Here is a 20,958-nt window from a genome sequence, read left to right as displayed (position 1 = left end):
CGTATCTGCGCTCGCGGTGAGGCATCCCGTTAGAGGTGACGATCGGATGCAAGTAAGAGTGGTCAGAGTCTGCGTTGCTCTGGGTGCTCGCACGTGGGTGTCGCGGCGCGGCGAGAGAGGTGTGAGCGTTTTGTTGTTGGTGGCGAATGGTACTGTGGGTGGGGTGCACACTTCGGTGATTGCCGCATCGTGAGAAGGATTGGCGTCACAAGTGGGTGACGTTAGTGTGCGGAGTAATGTGTGATGCGCGTTCGTGTCGCATGGTCCGAACCGCCGTTTGCCGAATTGTCAACACAGGGAGCATAGTCATGTCTCATCGACACGTGGCGGCGCTTGCAGTAGCGCTGACCGGGGTTGTTTCTTTCTCTACGGTCAGCGTTCCCGCAGCGTTCGCGGCCGACTCTGGGGCGGTGTCGCATTCCAGCGTTGTCGCGCCGGCCGCGCAGCCCAATCCGTCCGAAGATTTCGAGATCGACAAGAACGGTGTTCTCACCGCCTACACGGGAACCGCCAGGGAGGTCACGATCCCCGACGGTGTCACCGAGATCAGCACTGAGGCGTTCGATAACGCGCAGCTGACGAAGTTGTGGATCCCCGCGAGCGTACGTGTCATCGGCGATGATGCCTTCGTGAGTCAGGAGCTGAAGGAGCTCACCTTCCAGGATGACAAGGAGCATCCCTCCCAGCTCACCACGATTGGGGCTCGTGCGTTCCAGTCAACGACTCTGAAGACCTTGACGCTGCCGGGCTCCGTGGTGACGATCGGCTACAACGCGTTTGCGGGGATGAGCGGGCTCACGTCGATCCGCCTGGGAGCCAATGTTGGTGCGGACCAGCTGGTGGCGGCCTTTGTGGGAACAAGCGCGCTCACTTCCATCGAGGTCGATGCTGCCAACACAAACTACGCGAGCGTCGACGGTGTCTTGTATTCGAAGGATCATTCGCACCTGATTGCCTATCCGCAGGCAAAGAATACGGGAGGGGCCTACGCAGTCGTTGGCGGGGTCACGCAGATCGATGACTACGCGTTCGCGGGTGCGACCATTGCGACGGTGACGCTGCCTTCCTCGGCGCGCACGATCGGTGACTACGCGTTTGAAAGCTCTCGGCTCACGTCTGTGACCCTGCCGGATTCGCTTGAGACGATCGGTTCCTGGGCGTTCTCGAACGCCTCGAGTCTCACTCGGGTGGACTTGGGTGGCACGACCACGGTGTCGGATAACGCCTTCCTGAATGATCGTGCGTTGACCGAGGTGAACATGCGTCCCGAGCTGGGAAGGCTCACGGCGGTCGGTGACGATGCGTTCGGCGGCTGCACGAAGCTGACCAGCTTGGTTGTTCCTGCGTCCGTCACCTCGTTCGAAGGCGTGTCGAATACCGGCGTGGACACGCTCGAGCTGGGGGATCGGGTCAGCAATGTGCGCATGGTCACGCGCGGCATCCGCAACGTTCGCCACATTGTCGTACGCGGCGGCGTGGACGGCGAGTTCTACTCCGAGGGCCGTGCCTCGAACGGCCGCCCGGAGAGCGCATTCTTCGGCGAGGGGATGACGACGTTCTCCTTCTGGAGCGAGACACCGCGCGTCATTGTGTTGCCTTCGACCGTGACCTCGCTGCAACTTGACGAAGAAGTCGACGCCGACACGAAGGCGAACACCACCATCTACGTTGCTGGGGCCAAGGGATCGCAGGCCTGGAAGACAGTCAAGGCAGCGATGGACAGTGCCGGATACAAAACGGCGAACCTGTTGGAATACTCCGCGCCCACGCTCGCTCTGTCGGGCACTGGCATCGCCGAGGCCGGGGAGGGGTACGCGCTGAACGCTGGCCTGGGTGCGCCGACGACGGTGACCGTCACCGCTACCGGCGGTACCCAGGACGTGCGCGAGGTGCGCTTCGTTCAGGTTGGGCCGGGCCATGCCGAAACCGTCCTCCAGGATTGGAGCGCCCTCGCGTCTCGCACGGCATCCTTCGCGTGGACCCCGACCAGTGCGACTGTGGGCCTGCGTGTCGACGTGCGCGACGCCTCCTATGCCCTGCATTCGACGAGGCTGAGTGTCGGTTCTTCTCCGGCTCCCGAGCCGCAGACCGGTGGATGGAAACAGGACGCTCGCGGCTGGTGGTATGTCAACGCAGACGGCTCCTATCCGAAGGATCAGGCGCTGACGATTGACGGAACCGTGTACCGATTCGATGCCTCTGGATACATGCGCACGGGCTGGGTGAAGGACGGCGGATCGTGGTACTACCACACCGGCTCGGGTGCTCAGGCGAGCGGTTGGGTAAAGGATGGTTCATCCTGGTACTACCTGGACCCGGCGACCGGACAGATGGTGACGGGTTGGGTGCAGGTGGGCTCGACCTGGTACTACCTCAATGGTGCCGGTGCCATGGCGACCGGGTGGCTCAAGGATGGCGCCTCCTGGTACTACCTCAATGGTGCCGGTGATATGGCGACCGGCTGGGTGCAGGTGGGCTCGACCTGGTACTACCTGAATGGTGCCGGTGATATGGCGACCGGCTGGCTCAAGGATGGCGCCTCCTGGTATTACCTGGATCCCTCCAGTGGCTCCATGGCAACCGGGTGGCTCCAGATCTCGGGAACGTGGTACCACTTCTCGACGAGTGGCCAGCTGATCGGCTAGCCCGACGACAGACACGACGCCCTCAATCCCTGCGCCCCCGGAAGAAATTTCGGGGGCGCAGGTCTGTCTTCGCGCGTCAGTGCCGCCCAGCGCGGTGTTGGCTCCGGGCGATTGTGGGGGAGCGTGGGCTGGGAATGAGAGAAAGACGCGATTCCTCATACGTGAGGTGACAATGCTAGACATCGCTCCACATGTTGTGAAAATGCGGGAAACACCTGTTTGATAGATGGTGCGATAGATTCGTGAAAACTGCTGTGGTCCTCCCTCGATAGGGTTACTCTTGTTCAGTGGAGCTGCACGTGTGTGCATGCCGATTTGTCACTCGTTAAGAAAGTGGGCACAGATGTTCCATCGAAGACTATCAGCGGTGGCGTTGGTTGCCGTCGGCGCTCTCGCCGTAACGGCTATGAGTGCGCCGTCCTCCGTCGCGGCGGACACGGAGCGCGCCGACGCCTCGTCGACGAACCGAGACTCGGGCGAACGCTCGGCCACGGTCATCGTCCAGCTTGAGGAGGGTGGCGGCGACCATGCCTCCCGCTACGCCGACGTCAAGAAGCGTATCGGTGAGGCCGTTGCCCAGGTCAGTCCCGGCGCGACCATCCAGGACGTGCGCGACTACCATCACGTGTTCGAGGGCTTCGCGATCAAGGTGCCGGCCGGTAGTCACGACTACAGGCCCGAGGTGCCTGCCGCTACGATGGCGGCCATCAAGGGCGTGCAGGGAGTCAAGGGCGCCTTCGTCGAGGGGCGTCACGAGCCGGTCACAGACCCCGACTTCTGGGACATGCGCGACCACTCCACCGACAGCTCCCCCGATCGTGGCACAGCCTCACGCATGACGGGCGCCGCGGCGGCCTCCCAGAGGGGTCAGGGGCAGGTCATCGAGGTTATCGACGTCGGAGTCGACACCTCGCACGAGGCTTTCGCCGGCTCCCTGGATGCTGCTTCGGCGCGCCTCACGCGCCAGGCCATGACGTCACTTGCCCCCAGCCTCGGCGCAGGCAAGGACGGCGCGTGGGTTAGTGACAAGATCCCCTTCGCATACGACTATGGCGACGGGGATACGGATGCGACGACAGGTAACGCGAGCAGTTGGGCGTCGGAGCAGGGTACGCACGTTGCCTCGCTTGCGACCGCGAACGGCACCTCCTTCACGGGGGCCGCGCCGGGGGCTCAGCTCGTCGTCGCGAAGGTCACCAGCGACGGCACGTACACGGCCTACGACACTGCGCTCCTGGCGGCCCTCGATGACGCGGCGGTCATCAAGCCCGACGCCCTCACCGTCTCCTTTGCGACGCTCGAGGGGATGAGCGCCGACTCCGTGGCTCTGTACTCGCAGGTGTACCAGAAGCTGAGCGAGGCCGGGGTCGTGGTCAGCGCGCCCGCCGGCAACGATGGCACTTCCAGCTTTGGCACCAACCCGGATACGGGCCTCCTCGGCTTCCCGGCGTTCTACCCCTCGACCCTGGCCGTCGCCTCCGTGAACGAGCAGGACGCGCCGGACCTGGGCACGGGGGCGATCACCGTCTCCGATTTCTCCGGCACGGGTGCGACCTACGACCTGCGCCTCAAGCCCGAGGTCGCGGCTCCCGGCGGCGAGGTGATGTCTGCTAGCCCCGGCAACTACTACGGTCGCCAGTCGGGCACGGCCCAGGCCTCGGCCCAGGTTGCCGGAATCTCCGCCCTCGTGCGCGAGCGGATCGCGACCGACCCGGCCTTCGCAGCCTTGGGCAGCGCCGAAAAGAACGCACTCGTCGGTAACTTCGTGATGGGCACGGCTCGCCCGATCGCAGACGTGACCCGCAATGACGGCACCTACTACTCGCCGCGTCGCGTCGGCGCGGGAATGGTGGACGCGGTCGGGGCCACGGCCTCGCCCGTGTACCCGACCGTCGTCGGGGCCCCGGATCCCTCGCGCCCCAAGGCCGACCTGGGTGACGGCACGAACGGCTGGACCTTCCAGGTGCGCCTGACCAACGTCTCCGACGCCGCCCACACCTACACGCTCGGCGGCCAGGCCCTGTCCGAAGACGTCCAGAGCACGCTCTTCGCCGGCCACTCAACCAACTGGGCGGGGCGGGGAATCGACCTGACCTTCTCGTCCGAGTCGGTGACCGTGCCCGCCGCCTCCAGCGCCACCGTGACCGTCACCGTGACCCCGCAGGCAGCCTTCGTCTCGCACGCGACGGCCAACACGCCCAACGGAACGTTCGTCGACGGCGCCGTGACCTTCACGAGCGCTGACGGGCAGCCGAACCTCACGGTTCCCTACATGGGCTTCTACGGTTCCTGGGGCACCCCGGCAATCTTCGACGAGCAGGCCCCGAACAACCACAACGTCGGCTACGGGTCGACGCTCATGAGCGGCAACCTGCCTTTCGGACAGTTCAACCCCTTCGAGATGGAAGACGAGCGCGCGCTGCACGGCTTCTACCCCGATCGTTTTGTCATCACGCGCAACGGTTCTCGTACAAGCGTCACTCCGGGCACGATCCTGCTGCGCGCCGTCCCCTCGCTGACCTACACGGTCACGAACGAGGCCGGGGCAACCGTGCGCACCTACACCTGCGATCGCGCGGACAAGGGCTTCTACGACGACCACTGGCGCGGCGTGCACAACGCCGAGTTCATGTCCCCAGGATGCGCCCCGAGCTTTGATAGCTACGACGCGGACGGCAATGAGCTGCCCGACGGCCGCTACACGGTCACGATCGAGGCCGCCACCTACGGCCCCTCGTCGGCGACCCAGCACACCAGCTACAGCTTCGCGGTGGACACGGTCTCGCCCGTCGTCTCGAACGTCACCGTTTCCGGTGAGGGGGAGGAACGCATGCTCTCCTTCGACGTGACCGACGCCTCGCCGATCGCCGGCTACGGATTTAAGACGGATCCGGACGGAGCGCTGACCCTGTGGAGCGTCAACAGTTATCCGAGCTCCCGCTCAGACGACGGACTCTACCACGAGCACTTCGAAGCCAAGCTCCCGAGCGTCCTGAGCCAACTCGGCGGCGACCCTGCGACCATCCAGCTGGTGGTGTGGGACTGGGTTGAAAACAGGGCGACATCGTCGGTTTCCCTCAAGGCCGATGACACGCCCGCTCCCAGCCCGAAGGTGGGGGAGTGGAAGTGGGATGGTCGTGGCTGGTGGTACCGCTACGAGGATGGTTCGTTCCCTGCTGATGCGGCTCTTGTGATCGATGGTGTCACGTACCGTTTTGACGCTGCCGGTTATATGCGTACCGGGTGGGTATTCGAGGGCGGTCAGTGGTTCTATCACGCTGCTTCGGGTGCTCAGGTGAGCGGTTGGGTGCTGTCGGGCGTGAGTTGGTACTACCTGGAGCCCGCGACCGGGGCTATGGCCACGGGCTGGGTGCAGGTGGGGGCGACCTGGTACTACCTGAGCCCGGCTACGGGTGCGATGCATACGGGCTGGCTGAGCGAGGGTGGTCACTGGTATTACCTTCAGTCCGGTAGTGGCGCGATGGCGACCGGTTGGCTGCGTATTTGGGGTACCTGGTACCACTTCGCCGACAATGGCCAGTTGATCAGCTAAGCGCCTGGCTCCAGGCTCACGCCTGACCTCATCGGCCCGCGCCTCCCGGTCAGTTTCCCGGGAGGCGCGGGCCTGTGTCTGCGCCGTTGCGCGGGATGAAGAGGGGCGCTGTCAGACTCTGTGACGGGCGTTGAGGGGAACGCGCTGTGGGAGAGAGGAGACTCCCCACGCTATTTCCGCAAAAAGTCGGGAAACAAGTAATTCTGTGCGAGAAATAGGGGCGATTGTCTGTTGACAATTGTGAGAAAATGTCGAGAAAACTCTACTCCGGCGCCTGAGAGGGGTTACTCTTAAACGCAGGGACTGGTGCAACGATGTGCCCGCCCATCAACCAGCTGTCAAGAGAGTGAGCCGCAGATGTTTCACCGTCGATTGTCGGCACTGGCGCTAGCTGTGACCAGTGCCCTTGCTATCACCACCATGACCATGCCCCATGCGCTTGCGACCGATACGGACCATGCCGAGACCGCGTCGAGTGAACAGGGGAAGCCGGATGGGAGGAGTACTTTCATCGTTAGTGTCGAGGAGGTCGGCGGCGACCAGGACGCCAGGCTCGCCGATGTGAAGACGCGCGTCAGAGAGGCCATCACCCAGGCCCAGCCGGGGGCGAGCGTCGAGGACGTGGCGGAGTACCGCCATGTCTTCGAGGGGTTTGCGATCAAGGCGCCAGAATCCGCGCTTGAGGCTATCAAGGGCGTGCGGGGCGTGAAGACCGCCGTCGTTGACGCTGGGCGCACGCCGGTCTTCTACGCGGAATTTCGCCGGGGCGACGGTGAGGAAATCAAGAATCCGGCTGCGCTGACCCGCGCCGACCAGGCGTCAGGCCAAGGCAAGGGACAGGTTGTCGAGGTTCTCGACATGGGTTTTGACGCCACACACGAGGCCTTTGCTGGGACGATGGATACCGCCTCCCTGCGCTTCAAGCAGGCCGATATGGCGTCCGTGACCTCCCAGCTCGGTGTCGGCCGGGGTGGCGCGTGGGTCAGCGAGAAGATTCCGTTCGCCTACGACTACGCAGATCGTGACACGGACCTGTACGAGGAGTACTTCTACGGGCCGGAAGACTTTACGCAGCACGCGCACAGCACTCGCGTGGCGGCCCTCGCGGCTGCGAATGGGGCCACCTATCGGGGTGCCGCGCCTGAGGCTCAGCTTGTCGTCGCCAAGGTTGTCTCCAGTTATTCTCAATACGCCTTCGACAGTAACCTCCTGGCGGCCCTGGATGATGCGATGGTGCTCAAGCCAGACACCCTCATTGTGTCCTTCTTGGCGAATCGTTCCATCAGCGGCGATGCGGCGCTCCTGTACGGGCAGGCCTATGACAGGCTCGCCAACGCAGGAACGACGGTGGTTGCGCCAGTGGGAGACTCCGGCCGCTCGTCGCGGCGCGCGGACCAGCCTGATGGGGGCATGATCGGTGAACCCGCCGCGAACTCGCAGATACTGTCCGTCACCGCTCTGAGCGGCTCCGGCGCGGAAGTAGGCTCCGAACTGTACCCGTGGAGTGACTCCTCGTGGGGAGTGACCCCTGATCTGAGGCTTAAACCGGAGATCGCAGCGCCCGGAGATGAAGTCAACTCCGCTATTCCGGACCGGCCTCGCCTCTATCAATCAATGGAAGGAACGGGCGAGGCTGCGGCTCAGGTTGCGGGCATTGCCGCGCTCGTACGTCAGCGCGTGGACACCGACTCCGCTTTCGCGGGGATGTCCGAGCAGGAAAAGTCCGGGGTTGTCACCAAGCTTCTCATGGGCACCGCTCACCCGGTCGTGGACGCGAGCCAGGCGAATGGAACCTTCTGGTCTCCTCGCCGAGTCGGCGCTGGAATGGTGGACGCGCTCGCTGCCACGACCTCGCCCGTGTATCCGACCGTGGTGGGAGCCGCAAACCCGACGCGTCCCAAGGCAGACCTGGGTGACGGCACCGACGGCTGGAGCTTCCAGGTGCAGCTGACCAACGTCTCTGATGAGGCCCGCACCTACACCCTCGGCGGCCAGGCCCTCTCCGAGAACGTGATCGACTTGCTCTTCCGAGCCAACTCCACGAACTGGGCCGGAGCGGGCATCGACCTGATCTTCTCGGCCGACTCTGTGACCGTTCCTGCCGCCTCCAGCGCCACCGTGACCGTCACGGTGACCCCGAAGGCCGAGTTCGCCTCGTGGGCGAAGGAGAACACCCCGCAGGGCACGTTCATCGACGGAGCGGTGACCTTCACGAGCGCCGACGGCGCCCCCGACCTCACGGTCCCCTACATGGGATTCTACGGTTCCTGGGGTGACTCGACGGTCTTCGACAGCCCCGTGTACGGCGAGTCGAAGCTCCACACGTCAACGATGACCTTCCATGGGTTGCCCCTCGGGCAGCTCAATCCTTTCGCGGAGGAAGACGAGATGGCGATCCACACCAACGACCGCCAGTACTACATCATCTCGCGTTCGACGCAAGACAATGCCAGGACGTACGCCACCCCGGGCACGGTGCTGCTCCGTGACGTCGATTCGCTGACCTACACGTACACGAACGAGGCCGGTCAGGTCGTGCGCTCCTACGAGTACGCAAGCGTGCCCAAGAGCGTGGCCAGTGGATCTGGACGCTTCTACAATGTGTCCACCGCGGAAGATTCCTTTGACAACAAGCCCTGGTTTGATGGCTATGACGCGCAGGGTAACGAGCTGCCGGACGGGACCTACACGCTCACCATTGAGGGCACGACTGGTGGTCCGTCACCCGTGACCCAGCAGCTGACCCACCCGATTCGCGTGGATACTCACGCGCCCGTCTTCTCGAACGTTGCGATCACGGGCGAGGGGCATGAGCGCGTGCTCTCTTACGACATCGTCGATTCCTCGCCGATCGCCAGCTGCGGTTTCTCGTGGAGCGCGGACGGTCATTCCTTCATGGAATGCGAGCTGAACTACGTGGGTAGGCGAGGAGAAGAAGGCTTGCTTGTCTACCACGTTGAGGTCAAGCTCTCGGAGCTCGCACAACATTCGGGTACAGACCGTACGGTCGTGTACCTGCAGGCGTGGGACTGGCCGGTCAATAAGGCGGTGATGGAGGTTCCTGTGACCTCGCAGCCCTTGACGAAGGTGTCTCTGTCGCCTGAGTCGTCATCGCTGGTGGTGGGGGAGTCTGTGACGCTGAGTGTCACCCGCGAGCCTGCCGACGCGGAGGAGGTCAACCTCGTGTGGTCCTCGTCGGACGAGGCCGTGGCGACGGTTTCGGATACTGGCGTGGTGACGGCGGTTGGTGCGGGTGATGCGACGATCAGTGTTGCGGATCCGACGCAGCCGTCCGTCGTGTCGGCGAGCGCCATGGTTCACGTGGAGGCGCCCGCGCCCGCTCCTACGCCGAAGGCTGGCGTGTGGAAGTGGGATGGTCGTGGCTGGTGGTACCGCTACGAGGATGGTTCGTATCCGGCTGATGCGACCCTGGTGATCGATGGTGTCACGTACCGCTTTGACGAGTCCGGTTACATGCGTACTGGGTGGGTGAAGGACCGGGGCGTGTGGTACTACCACAATGCCTCCGGTGCTCAGGTGAGTGGTTGGGTGCTTTCGGGTGTGAGTTGGTATTACCTGGATCCTGGGACCGGGGCCATGGCGATGGGCTGGGTGCAGGTGGGGTCCACCTGGTATTACCTGAGCCCGGCCACTGGTGCGATGCATACGGGCTGGCTTCAGGAGGGTGGTCACTGGTATTACCTGCAGTCCGGTAGTGGTGCGATGGTGACCGGGTGGCTGCGTATTTGGGGTACTTGGTACCACTTTGCCGACAATGGCCAGTTGATCAGCTAAGCGCATGGTGCCAGGCTCACGCCTGACCTCATTGGCCCGCGCCCCCGGTCAGTTTTCCGGGAGGCGCGGGCCTTTTCGCGCGTCCAGCGCTCCGCGGCGTCGCCGATATGTGGGACTGAGTGTGTGCACACGTTGCTGCCTCGTTACGCAGTGGTCAGGGGCGTCCCCCTTCTTTTCGTTGAAATGTTGGGCAATGGGTAGGTTTATCCGACAAATGCGTGTGAGAGCGTTTTGACAGATTGCGTGAAAATTTGAGAAAACTAGTTGTCGATGAACGGGTCTAGGTTACTCTTGAACGGAGGGATCCGAGCAACGATGCAGGCACCCATTAACCAGTTGTGAAGAAAGTGAGTCACAGATGTTACCCCGGAAACGGTTGGCGCTGACGCTTGTAGCGGCAGGTGCCCTTGCTTGTACGACCGTGAGCGCGCCGCCCTCGTTTGCGGCCGACGCGCACGAGGCCGAGGCCGCCTCGAACACCGGGGTCTCCCTGGATGCACAGCAGACGGTTATCGTCCAACTCGAGGATGGTGCTGATCGTGAGGGGGTGCGACAGCGCATCGATCAGGCGGTAGCGGCCGCCACGCCCGGTGCGAGCACCGAGTATGTGCGCGACTATCACCACGTGTTTGAGGGCTTCGCCGTGAAGGCACCCTCCTCCGCCCTCGCGGCCATCAAGGGCGTGCAGGGCGTCCAGGCAGTCGTTTCCGATGGCGTGCGCGAGCCGATCGTGTACCCGGAAATTGTGGGGCGGGCCAGCGATGAGATCGATGATCCGTCGGTGCTCACCCACGCAGACCAGGCGTCTGAGCGGGGCCAGGGGCGTGTCATTGAGGTCATCGACTCGGGATTCGACACCTCGCACGAGGCCTTCGCCGGGACCCTGGATACCGCATCCCTGCGCGTCACCCAGGCTGACATGGCGGCGCTCACCACCCAGCTCGGTGCTGGGCGGGCCGGCGCGTGGGTCAGCGACAAGATTCCCTTCGCATACGACTACGCCGACGCTGACACGAATGTGCTGGCCGACTACGAGTATGGAATTGAGGACTACACGCGGCACGTGCATGGCACTCGCATGGCTGCCCTTGCCGGCGCCAACGGGACAACGTATCGAGGTAGCGCGCCCGGCGCTCAGCTCATCGTCGCCAAGGTCGTCTCCGATTCCTGGAACGTCGTTCGCGATAGTGTTGTGTTGGCGGCCCTGGACGACGCGATGGTGCTCAAGCCTGACGCCCTGGTCGTCTCTGTCATGGCGGCTCGCGATGTGAGCGGCGACGCCGCGAGGCTCTACGCGCGCGCCTACGACAAGTTGTCCGCGGAGGGCGTCACGGTTGATGCGCCCGCCGGAGATGATGGGCGCGCTGCGTGGAGCACGCGAGGGTCTGATCCGGGCGCGATCGGCGCGCCCGCCGAGTACTCGTCTGTCCTGTCGGTGGCGGCGCTGAGCGCGTCGGGTGCCCCCGGCCAGCCCAGCTTCAAGCCGTGGGATTCCTCCTCGTGGGGACCTGCCCCCGATCTGAGGCTCAAGCCCGAGATCGCTGCTCCTGGAGTGCTCGTCAATTCCGCCGCGCCTGGCAACGACTACGTGACCATGTCGGGCACGGCCGAGGCCTCGGCTCAGGTCGCGGGCGCGGCGACCCTCGTGCGCCAGCGCATCGAGACCGACCCGGCCTTCGCCGGAATGTCCGACGGGGACAAGAGCGCGCTTGTCACCAACTTCCTGATGGGCACCGCCCACCCGGTCGTGGACGCGAGCCAGGCGAATGGAACCTTCTGGTCTCCTCGCCGAGTCGGCGCTGGCATGGTGGACGCGGTGGCGGCCACGACCTCGCCCGTGTACCCGACCGTCGTGGGTGCCCCCAACCCCTCGCGCCCCAAGGCGGAGCTGGGTCAAGGCGCCGACGGGTGGACCTTCCAGGTGCAGCTGACCAACGTCTCTGATGAGGCCCGCACCTACACCCTCGGCGGCCAGGCCCTCTCCGAGAACGTGATCGACTTGCTCTTCCGAGCCAACTCCACGAACTGGGCCGGAGCGGGCATCGACCTGATCTTCTCGGCCGACTCTGTGACCGTTCCTGCCGCCTCCAGCGCCACCGTGACCGTCACGGTGACCCCGAAGGCCGAGTTCGCCTCGTGGGCGAAGGAGAACACCCCGCAGGGCACGTTCATCGACGGAGCGGTGACCTTCACGAGCGCCGACGGTGCCCCCGACCTGACCGTGCCCTACCTGGGGTTCTACGGGGAGAGCGATCAGATGGGCATCTTCGATAGCCCCGTGTACGGCGAGTCGAAGCTCAGCCCGTCAACGATGACCTTCCACGGCCTGCCCCTCGGCCAGATCAACCCCTTCGATCCGGAAGAGTCCATGGCGATCAGTACGAATGACCGCAGCCTGTACATCATCACGCGCTCGGCGGAAGAAAACGCCAGGACGTACGCCACCCCGGGGACGGTGCTGCTCCGTGATGTCGATTCGCTGACCTACACGTACACGAACGAGGCCGGGGACACCGTGCGCTCCTACACCTACCCGGGCGCACCCAGGAGTCGCACCGTTGGCAGCGGGCGTTTTTCGGAGGTAACCACCGCCGAAAGCACCTTCGACAGCGCCCCCTTCTTCGACGGCTATGATGAGGCGGGCCGCGAACTGCCTGACGGCAACTACACGCTCACCATCGAAGGAACGAGGGGCGGGGCGAACCCGGCGACCGAGCAGCTCACCCACGTGATCCGACTGGATACGCAGGCGCCCACCATCTCGAATGTGGCCATCACGGGCGAGGGGGACGACGCCGCGCTCTCCTTCGACGTCACCGACTCCTCGCCCATCGCGGGCTACGGATTCTCGATGGCGGCGAACGGCGAGGCCTTTATGCGCGAGAAGGAATACGGCTGGGGCGAGCTCGGAGGCGACGGTCTGCGCCACTACCACTACGACATCAAGCTCTCGGACATCGCGCGGCGCTCGGGCGCTGACCCGCAGGCTGTCTACCTGCAGGTGTGGGACTGGCCCCTGAACCGTGCTCCGCTGGCTGTTTCCCTCGCGGCCGATGACACGCCCGCGCCGAAGGTGGGGGAGTGGAAGCATGATGGCCGCGGCTGGTGGTACCGCTATGAGGACGGTTCCTACCCGGCTGGCACGGCTGTGATGATCGACGGGACGACGTATCGTTTTGACGCCTCCGGCTACATGCGTACTGGCTGGGTGAACGAGGGCGGTCAGTGGTTCTACCACGCTTCCTCGGGTGCCCAGGTGAGCGGTTGGGTGTACTCGGGCGTGCACTGGTACTACATGAGCCCCGCGACCGGGGCCATGGCCACCGGCTGGGTGCAGGTGGGCTCCACCTGGTACTACCTGAGCCCGGCCACTGGTGCGATGCATTCGGGCTGGCTTCAGGAAGGCGGGCACTGGTACTACCTGGATCGCTCCTCCGGGGCCATGGTGACCGGCTGGGTCAAGATCTACTGGAAGTGGTACCACTTCGCCGACAACGGCCAGCTGATCGACTAAGTACCTGAGTCGATTCGCGCTCACCCGCGCCCGCGCCCCCGGTCAGACGTCCGGGGGCGCGGGCCTATGTCTGCGTGACGTGCAACGATGACTCGACACTCGACAGTCGTGCGTCATGCTCCCTCATAATGATGGTTAAATTCTGAACACGCTGGCAGGCAATGTGGCCCAAGAGTTCGCTTGTATGTTTGTCAAAACTAATACGAATTGCCAGAAAAGGCTTGTCACACATGCTGAACAGTCTACGCTTGGATGTGAGGAGCCTCGCATAGTGGCGACCTCAACATTGGTCAAACCTTCCGACAAGTGAGCCAGACATGTCCCATCGAAAACTCTTGGCACTGGCGCTGACAACCGTCGGTGCGCTCGCCGTAACAACACTTAACGCGCCTGCCTCCGTCGCTGACGACACCCGGTCGACGGAACCCGCCCAGGCCTCGTCCTCGGAATACTACGAGGACTACACCACGACGATCATCGTCCAGCTGACGGACGACGCCCCCGCGCTCGCGGAGATGAAGGAGCGCGTGTCCGCCTCCGTGGCGGCGGCCGTCCCCGGGGCTAACGTGACCGGCGTGCGCGAGTACACGCACGTCCTGCGCGGCTTCGCGATCAGAGCGCCCATGTCCTCCCTCAAGGCGATCAAGGCAACGCCCGGCGTGAAGGCCGCTTTCAAGGATCGCTACAGCGCCACGGTCTACGACGAGTACGGGTCCAGCAACAGCGGCAACAATGACAAGGACCACGACCCCGCGCACTCGGCTGCGATGGACATGACGGCGGCCGCCCAAGCCACCCACAAGGGTTCGGGGCAGGTCATCGAGGTCATCGACACCGGCTTCGACACGAGCCACGCCGCCTTCGCGGGTCCCGTGGAGGGCGCGCGCCTGGCTCAATCGGACGTGGCCTCCCTGACGGCCGGACTCGGTGACGGGCGGGGCGGCGGCTGGGTGAGCGCGAAGATCCCCTTCGCCTACGACTACGCCGACGGTGACGCGGACGTGAGCTACCCAGATCCCGGTCAGTTCCCCGACCAAACCAGCGATGCTCGATACACGCACGGCACCCACGTGGCGGCGCTCGCGGCCGCCAACGGCTCGGAGTTCCGGGGTGCCGCGCCCGATGCGCAGCTCGTGATGGCGAAGGTTCTTGGCGACGATGATCAGGAGATCAACGATTCCGTTTTGCTGGCCGCCCTCGACGACGCGGCTATCCTTAAGCCCGACGTCCTCATCGTGTCCGTCGGTGACAACGCCGGGCAAAACGGCGATGCCTTGGCCACCTATGCCGACGTCTACGCCGCCCTGACCGCCCAGGGTATTGCTATCAATGCGCCCGCCGGTGACTACACGTCCTCCGCGTGGGGCAACTGGAATAAGGGGGACCAGCCCTTCGCCACTGACGCCGACTACGGCGCGATTATCTTGCCCGCGCTCGACTCGAACGCCCTGGCAGTCGCCTCTCTCGACGAGGTCGACAAGCGCGACGGTCAGCCCCTTGCGGATCCTTCCCCCTCTCGCTTCTCCTCCTGGGGCGTGACACCGGACCTGCGTCTCAAGCCTGAAATCGCCGCCCCCGGCGGCGACGTCATGTCCGCGCTGCCCGCGGGCTCCTACGGTCGCAGGGCTGGCACGGCCGAGGCCTCGGCTCAGGTGGCGGGTATCGCCGCCCTCGTGCGCCAGCGCGTCGCCACCGATCCGATGTTCTCAGGCCTGAGCGCTGAGGAGACAAACGCTGTGGTCACGAACCTGCTGATGGGCACCGCCCACCCGGTCGTGGACACGACGCGAGGGGGACATACCTTCTACTCCCCGCGCAAGGTCGGCGCAGGCATGGTGGACGCAGTGGCGGCCACGACCTCGTCCGTGTACCCGACCGTCGTGGGAGCCGCGACTCCATCGCGCCCCAAGGCCGACCTGGGTGACGGCACCGACGGCTGGACCTTCCAGGTGCAACTGACCAACGTCTCCGATACCGCCCACACGTACACCCTCGGCGGACAGGCTCTCTCGCCGACCATTGAGGGGAACTCCTTCACGTTCAGTTCCACCGACTGGGCGGGTACTGGGATCGACCTGGTCTTCTCGGCGGACTCCGTGACCGTCCCCGCCAAGTCAGCCGCCACCGTGACCGTCACCGTGACCCCGCAGGCCGCCTTCGCCTCGTACGCGAACACGAATGCGCCCTCCGGCACCTACGTTGACGGCGCCGTGACCTTCACGAGCGCTGACGGGCAGCCGGGCCTCACGGTCCCCTACATGGGGTTCTACGGCTCCTGGGGTGCTTCGCCCGTCTTCGATGGCAAGTGGGATGGCAGTAAGGATGCCGGCGTGCACCTGTACGGATCCACCTTCAAGAACCTGATGTCGGGCATGCCGCTGGGCGACGTCAACCCGCTCTACAATCACAATGACATCCGTGAATTGCAGCAGTCGGACCCCGCCCTGTTCTACGTCTCCCGGTCCGACGAGTTCCTGGCCCCCTCGCACGTTGGTCCTTCGACGTACACGCTGCGCCCCATCGACACCCTGACCTACAGCTACCTCAACGACGCAGGACAGGTCGTGCGCTCCTACACCCGCTCGCACCGCCGCGCGTCCCTGCATGACCACGAAATCCCCTACGGTTTGTTGGGGGCCAACGTCGAAGACTGGGGAGACGAACCCGTGTTCGACGGCTACGACGAGGCGGGCAACCCCCTACCCGACGGGGTCTACACGCTGGTCATCGAGGCCGAGACCTACGCTCCTTCCAGTACGAAGCAGCAGATGACGTGGGACTTCACGCTGGACACGCAGGCGCCGGTCGTCTCCAACATGACGATCGTGCCCACGGGCGAGAATACCTACTCGCTGTCCTTCGACGTCACCGACTCCGCGCCTATCGCCGGATGCGGTCTCTTCCCGGACTCGGGCAAGGACTATGTCCAGCGCGAGTACGAGGAGGAGCCCGCTGCGCGAGGTGAGGACGGGCTCTTCCATGCCCACTACGACCTCAAGGACGTGCCGCTCACCGCGACCACGGGCGCGGGTGACGACCCGTCGACGCTGTCCCTGCATGTGTGGGACTGGGCCAAGAACAAGGGAACGACGCAGCTGCCCTCGTCCCTCGTGCGTATGACGTCGCTGTCGGTCTCGCCTGCCTCGGCGTCGCTGGTGGCGGGGGAGTCTGTGACGCTGAGCGTCACCCGCGAGCCTGCGGATGCGACCGTGACCTCCGTGGTGTGGTCCTCGTCGGACGAGGCCGTGGCGACGGTTTCGGATACTGGCGTGGTGACGGCGGTTGGTGCGGGTGATGCGACCATTACGGTTGCTGACCCGACCCAGCCTTCTGTGTCTGCCGCCGTGACCATTCACGTCAATGCTCCTGTTCCCGCGCCGAAGGCTGGCGTGTGGAAGTGGGATGGTCGTGGCTGGTGGTACCGCTACGAGGATGGTTCGTATCCGGCTGATGCGGCTGTGGTGATTGATGGTTCCACGTATCGTTTTGATGCGTCGGGGTACATGCGCACCGGGTGGGTGAAGGACCAGGGCGTCTGGTACTACCACAATGCCTCGGGTGCGATGGTGACCGGCTGGCTGAGCCAGGGGTCGTCCTGGTACTACCTGGTTTCGGGCAGCGGTGCGATGGCAACTGGCTGGGCACATATTGGTGGTTCTTGGTACTACCTGAGCCCGGCCACTGGCGCGATGCATACGGGCTGGCTTCAGGAAGGTGGTCACTGGTATTACCTGCAGTCCGGTAGCGGCGCGATGGCTACGGGGTGGCTGAAGATTTGGGGTACTTGGTACCACTTCGCCGACAATGGCCAGTTGATCAGCTAAGCGCCTGGCTCCAGGCTCACGCCTGACCTCATCGGCCCGCGCCCCCCGGTCAGTTTCCCGGGAGGCGCGGGCCTGTGTCTGCGCCCGCATGAGGGGTGAGTGTGGCAGTCAACAGTCCCGCGATTTTCGTTGTTATCACTGGTGAACGTACGCGTCATCGGACAATAAGCGCCCTTCGGCAACGGTGAGAATAAATCTTCCAGCAGGTACGCGGTAATACTTCCTGGGATCATGTTTGACGGAAAACTGTGCGTATGGCCGCGCAGTCGTTCTTCACATGCTTGTCGACACAGGGAGTTATGGTGTCCCATCGAACACACGTGGCGCTGTCATTTGCGCTGGCCGGTGCTCTCGCCGTGACCGCGCTCGGCGTCCCCGGTACCCGCGCGGTCGCGGCTGATATGGCCGCCCAGCAGGGAAGTGCGCAGTCCGGCGATCTCGCTGGCTCGAACCGCGACGCCGACACGGCCGTCGTGCGCCTGTGGCCTGGGAGCACGGCTCTTGTGCCCGGGCAGAGTGTCGCTTACACGGTTGAGTACAACACCGGGCCCGCCGTCCTACCCGACCTGACGTGGGCTTCATCCGACACGTCGGTGTTGACCGTGGACGACAAGGGGACCGTGAGCGCGGTTGGCCCGGGCGAGGCGACGCTGTCCGTGCGTGATCGCTCAGATCCTTCCCTCAATACGGCCGTGCCCATCATCGTTCGCGCTGTCACGGAGGAACGCGGGATCGAGCTGTCCGCCGCGTCCCTGGTCTCCATCGCCGGGGAGCCCGTCTTCCTGAACGCGCTCCTGGCCCCCTCGCTGCACGGCGGTCACGTCCAGTGGACGCTGAGCCCGTCCACGCTGGGCACCATCGCCCCAGACGAAGGCGCGCCGACAGCCGTCTTCCACCCCGCCGGGAGCGCGGGAACCGGCACCCTCACCGCTCGCGTCACGACCCCGGCTGGTCAGAGTAAGACGATGACGATCCCCGTTGAGGTCCTGGCCGACGCTTCGGGCGACTTCGTCATGGACGAGAGGGGCGAACTGATCTCCTATCGGGGGACCGATACGGACGTGAGCATCCCCGAGGGCGTCACCGCGATCGGGGATCGCGCCTTCTCCGAGGCCACCGTCAGGACGGTTCACATCCCCGCGAGTGTCCGCCGCATCGGCAACGAGGCCTTCTATGGCAGCGGCCTTGAGGCCGTCACCTTCCAGGATGACGCGGACGTGCCCTCCCAGCTTGTCGAGCTTGGAAGCCGCGCCTTCACCCACACGAGAGTGTCCGCTCTGACGCTGCCCCGCTCGCTGACGACGATCGACACCAACGCCTTCGTCGACATGGTGAACCTGGCCTCGATCGACCTGGGCCCTGCTGTTGAGCAGGGTCAGCTGGTGGGTGCCTTTGCTTCCACCCCCGCGCTGGGTAGCATCCGTGTCGACGCGGGCAACCCGCACTACGAGAGTGTCGATGGCGTTCTCTACTCCGAAGACCGCTCGCACCTGATTGCCTTCCCCGCGGTGAAGAACGCGGGCGGCTCCTACGAGGTCGTCTCGGGGACCACAGACGTTGACGACCTGGCGTTCCTGGGTGCGCAGGTCAGCTCCGTGACCTTCCCCGACACGCTGCGCCGCGTGGGCAAGCAGGCCTTCGAGGGCGCTGCCCTCACGTCGCTGACGCTGCCCGACGCGTTTGAGACGATGGGGGCCTCCGCCTTCTGGCAGATGCCGAAGCTGGCCCGCGTTGACCTGGGCGGCGCCACCGCCGTCTCCTCCAACGCCTTCCGCTACGACGCGGCCCTCAGCGACGTCACCTTCCGCCCCGACCTGGGCACCCTGCGGACCGTGGACGAAGGCGCTTTCGTTGGAATCTCAGACCCTTCGATCACCTTACCGGACACGGTGTCAACCGTGGGCGTGGAGGCCTTCTCCCAGAACGGCGCCCTGGCCTCGTTCCACGTGGGGGCATCCCTGTCCTCGATGGGCGACTACGCGCTGGGCGGCGACGACGCCCTGGCGACCCTGAGTGTCAGCCCCGCGAACTCCTCGTTCTTCGTCGAGGGCGGCGGCCTCTATCACACGGACTCCTCGTCCCAGGCCCTGGTCCGATTCGCCCCCGCCACCCCCGCGAGCGCGGCCACGGTGGCTCCGGGCACGGCGACGATCGGGGCGGGTGCCTTCGAGAACAGTGCCAGGCTTGAACGCGTCACGCTGCCCGACGGCTTAATCACTATCGACGACGACGCGTTCAGCGGCTGCGACAAGCTGACAGACATGCCCATCCCGGACTCGGTGCAGGTCGCCCGAGGCCTGGTCGGCACAGGCCTGGACACCATCGACATGGGCACGCAGGTGCGCGAACTGTCGATGGTCGCCCACGGCCAGCGCTTCGCGCGCCACATCATCGTTCGTGGCGGTGTCAACGGTTCCTTCCATTCCGCCGGCAAGAACACGGGGGATCGCCCGGCTAGCGCGTTCTTCGGCGACGGGATGACGTCATTCTCCTTCCAGCAGGAGGTGCCGCGCGTCCTCGTTCTGCCTTCCAGCGCCGAGGAGGTCACGCTCGCCGCGAGCATGGACGAGGCCCTCAAGGCAGACACGACCATCTACGTGGCCGACGTCGAGGGCTCTTCGGCGTGGACGGTCACGCAATCCGCGATGGAGGCCGCCGGCTACGACGCCTCGCGCCTGGTGTCGCTCGAGAGTCCCACCTTGTCCCTGTCGGGCACCGGCATCGCCGAGGCCGGGGAGGGGTACGTGCTCACCGCGTCCCTCGGCGCGTCGGTGAGCGTTGATATCGCCGTGAGTGGAGGCGTGCCCTCCGGGCGTGAGGTGCGCGTCGTTCGCGTCGGCGAGGATGGCGGTGAGACGGTCTTGCAGGACTGGAGCGCGATGGTGGCAAGCACGGATGGGCGCTTCGCTACCGCGTCCTACGCGTGGACTCCGGCCCCCGAGGATGCCTTGGTGCGCGTCGACGCTCGCGACGCCACCGGCCTGATTCGATCGGTGCCGATGACAGTTGTCGTCACCCACGTTCTGCCGCCCATTGCGCTTCCGGTGCCCAACGAGGAGCCCGATCCTGCGAACGAGGCGAAGCCCGCCCCGGCCTTCGACGACGAGCCCAGCCCCGTACCGAGCCCCGAGCCTGCCCCGAGCCCTGAGCCGACGACGAGCCCCGAGCTCGCGCACCACATGGGGGAGTGGGTGTGGGGCGCTCGCGGCTGGTGGTATCGCTATTCAGACGGCTCCTACCCGGCCGGTGCGGCCGTGACGATCGCTGGCCAGATTTACCGCTTCGACGCCGAGGGGTACATGCGTGTCGGGTGGGTCTTCGAGCGTGGCGCCTGGTACTTCCACCAGCCCTCGGGGGCCCAGGCGACCGGCTGGATCCTCGATGGCGTCTCTTGGTACTACCTTGCCCCGGGCACGGGTGCGATGGTGACGGGCTGGCTCCAGGAGGGTGGCTCCTGGTACTACCTGAGTGAGACGGGTGGCGCGATGGTGACCGGGTGGAGTAAGCAGGGCGCCTCCTGGTACTACCTGACGCCCGGGTCCGGCACGATGGCTACCGGCTGGGTGCTCTCCGGTGTGACGTGGTATCGATTCTCAGAATCCGGCCAGTGGGTCGAATAAAACGTCG

General features: G+C 65.0%; 6 protein-coding genes. All 6 read left to right on the top strand.

What is annotated here, in order from left to right:
• Positions 1-308 precede the first annotated feature (308 nt).
• Positions 309-2,645, top strand: a complete 2,337-nt coding sequence (locus O3669_RS04095) for a leucine-rich repeat protein (RefSeq protein ID WP_371523753.1) — start codon at positions 309-311, stop codon at positions 2,643-2,645.
• 406 nt (positions 2,646-3,051) lie between these two features.
• Entirely contained in the window at positions 3,052-6,198 is a 3,147-nt protein-coding gene (locus tag O3669_RS04090; protein WP_371523752.1) for a S8 family serine peptidase, read from the top strand.
• A gap of 357 nt (positions 6,199-6,555) precedes the next feature.
• Positions 6,556-9,993 carry a S8 family serine peptidase gene (locus O3669_RS04085; protein WP_371523750.1) on the top strand — a complete coding sequence of 1,146 codons (3,438 nt, stop codon included), beginning with the start codon at positions 6,556-6,558 and terminating at the stop codon, positions 9,991-9,993.
• A 421-nt stretch (positions 9,994-10,414) separates the two neighbouring features.
• Complete coding sequence (locus O3669_RS04080; protein WP_371523749.1) at positions 10,415-13,507, top strand: S8 family serine peptidase; 3,093 nt, start codon at positions 10,415-10,417, stop codon at positions 13,505-13,507.
• A 317-nt stretch (positions 13,508-13,824) separates the two neighbouring features.
• Positions 13,825-17,331: a S8 family serine peptidase gene (locus tag O3669_RS04075; protein WP_371523748.1), complete on the top strand. Its 3,507-nt coding sequence runs from the start codon at positions 13,825-13,827 to the stop codon at positions 17,329-17,331.
• A 302-nt stretch (positions 17,332-17,633) separates the two neighbouring features.
• Positions 17,634-20,951, top strand: a complete 3,318-nt coding sequence (locus O3669_RS04070; protein WP_371523746.1) for a leucine-rich repeat protein — start codon at positions 17,634-17,636, stop codon at positions 20,949-20,951.
• Positions 20,952-20,958: the final 7 nt, after the last annotated feature.

Source organism: Pauljensenia sp. 20925_1_34 (assembly GCF_041432775.1).
Classification (GTDB): Bacteria; Actinomycetota; Actinomycetes; order Actinomycetales; family Actinomycetaceae; genus Pauljensenia.
This window is presented reverse-complemented; position numbering and strand designations above follow the sequence as displayed.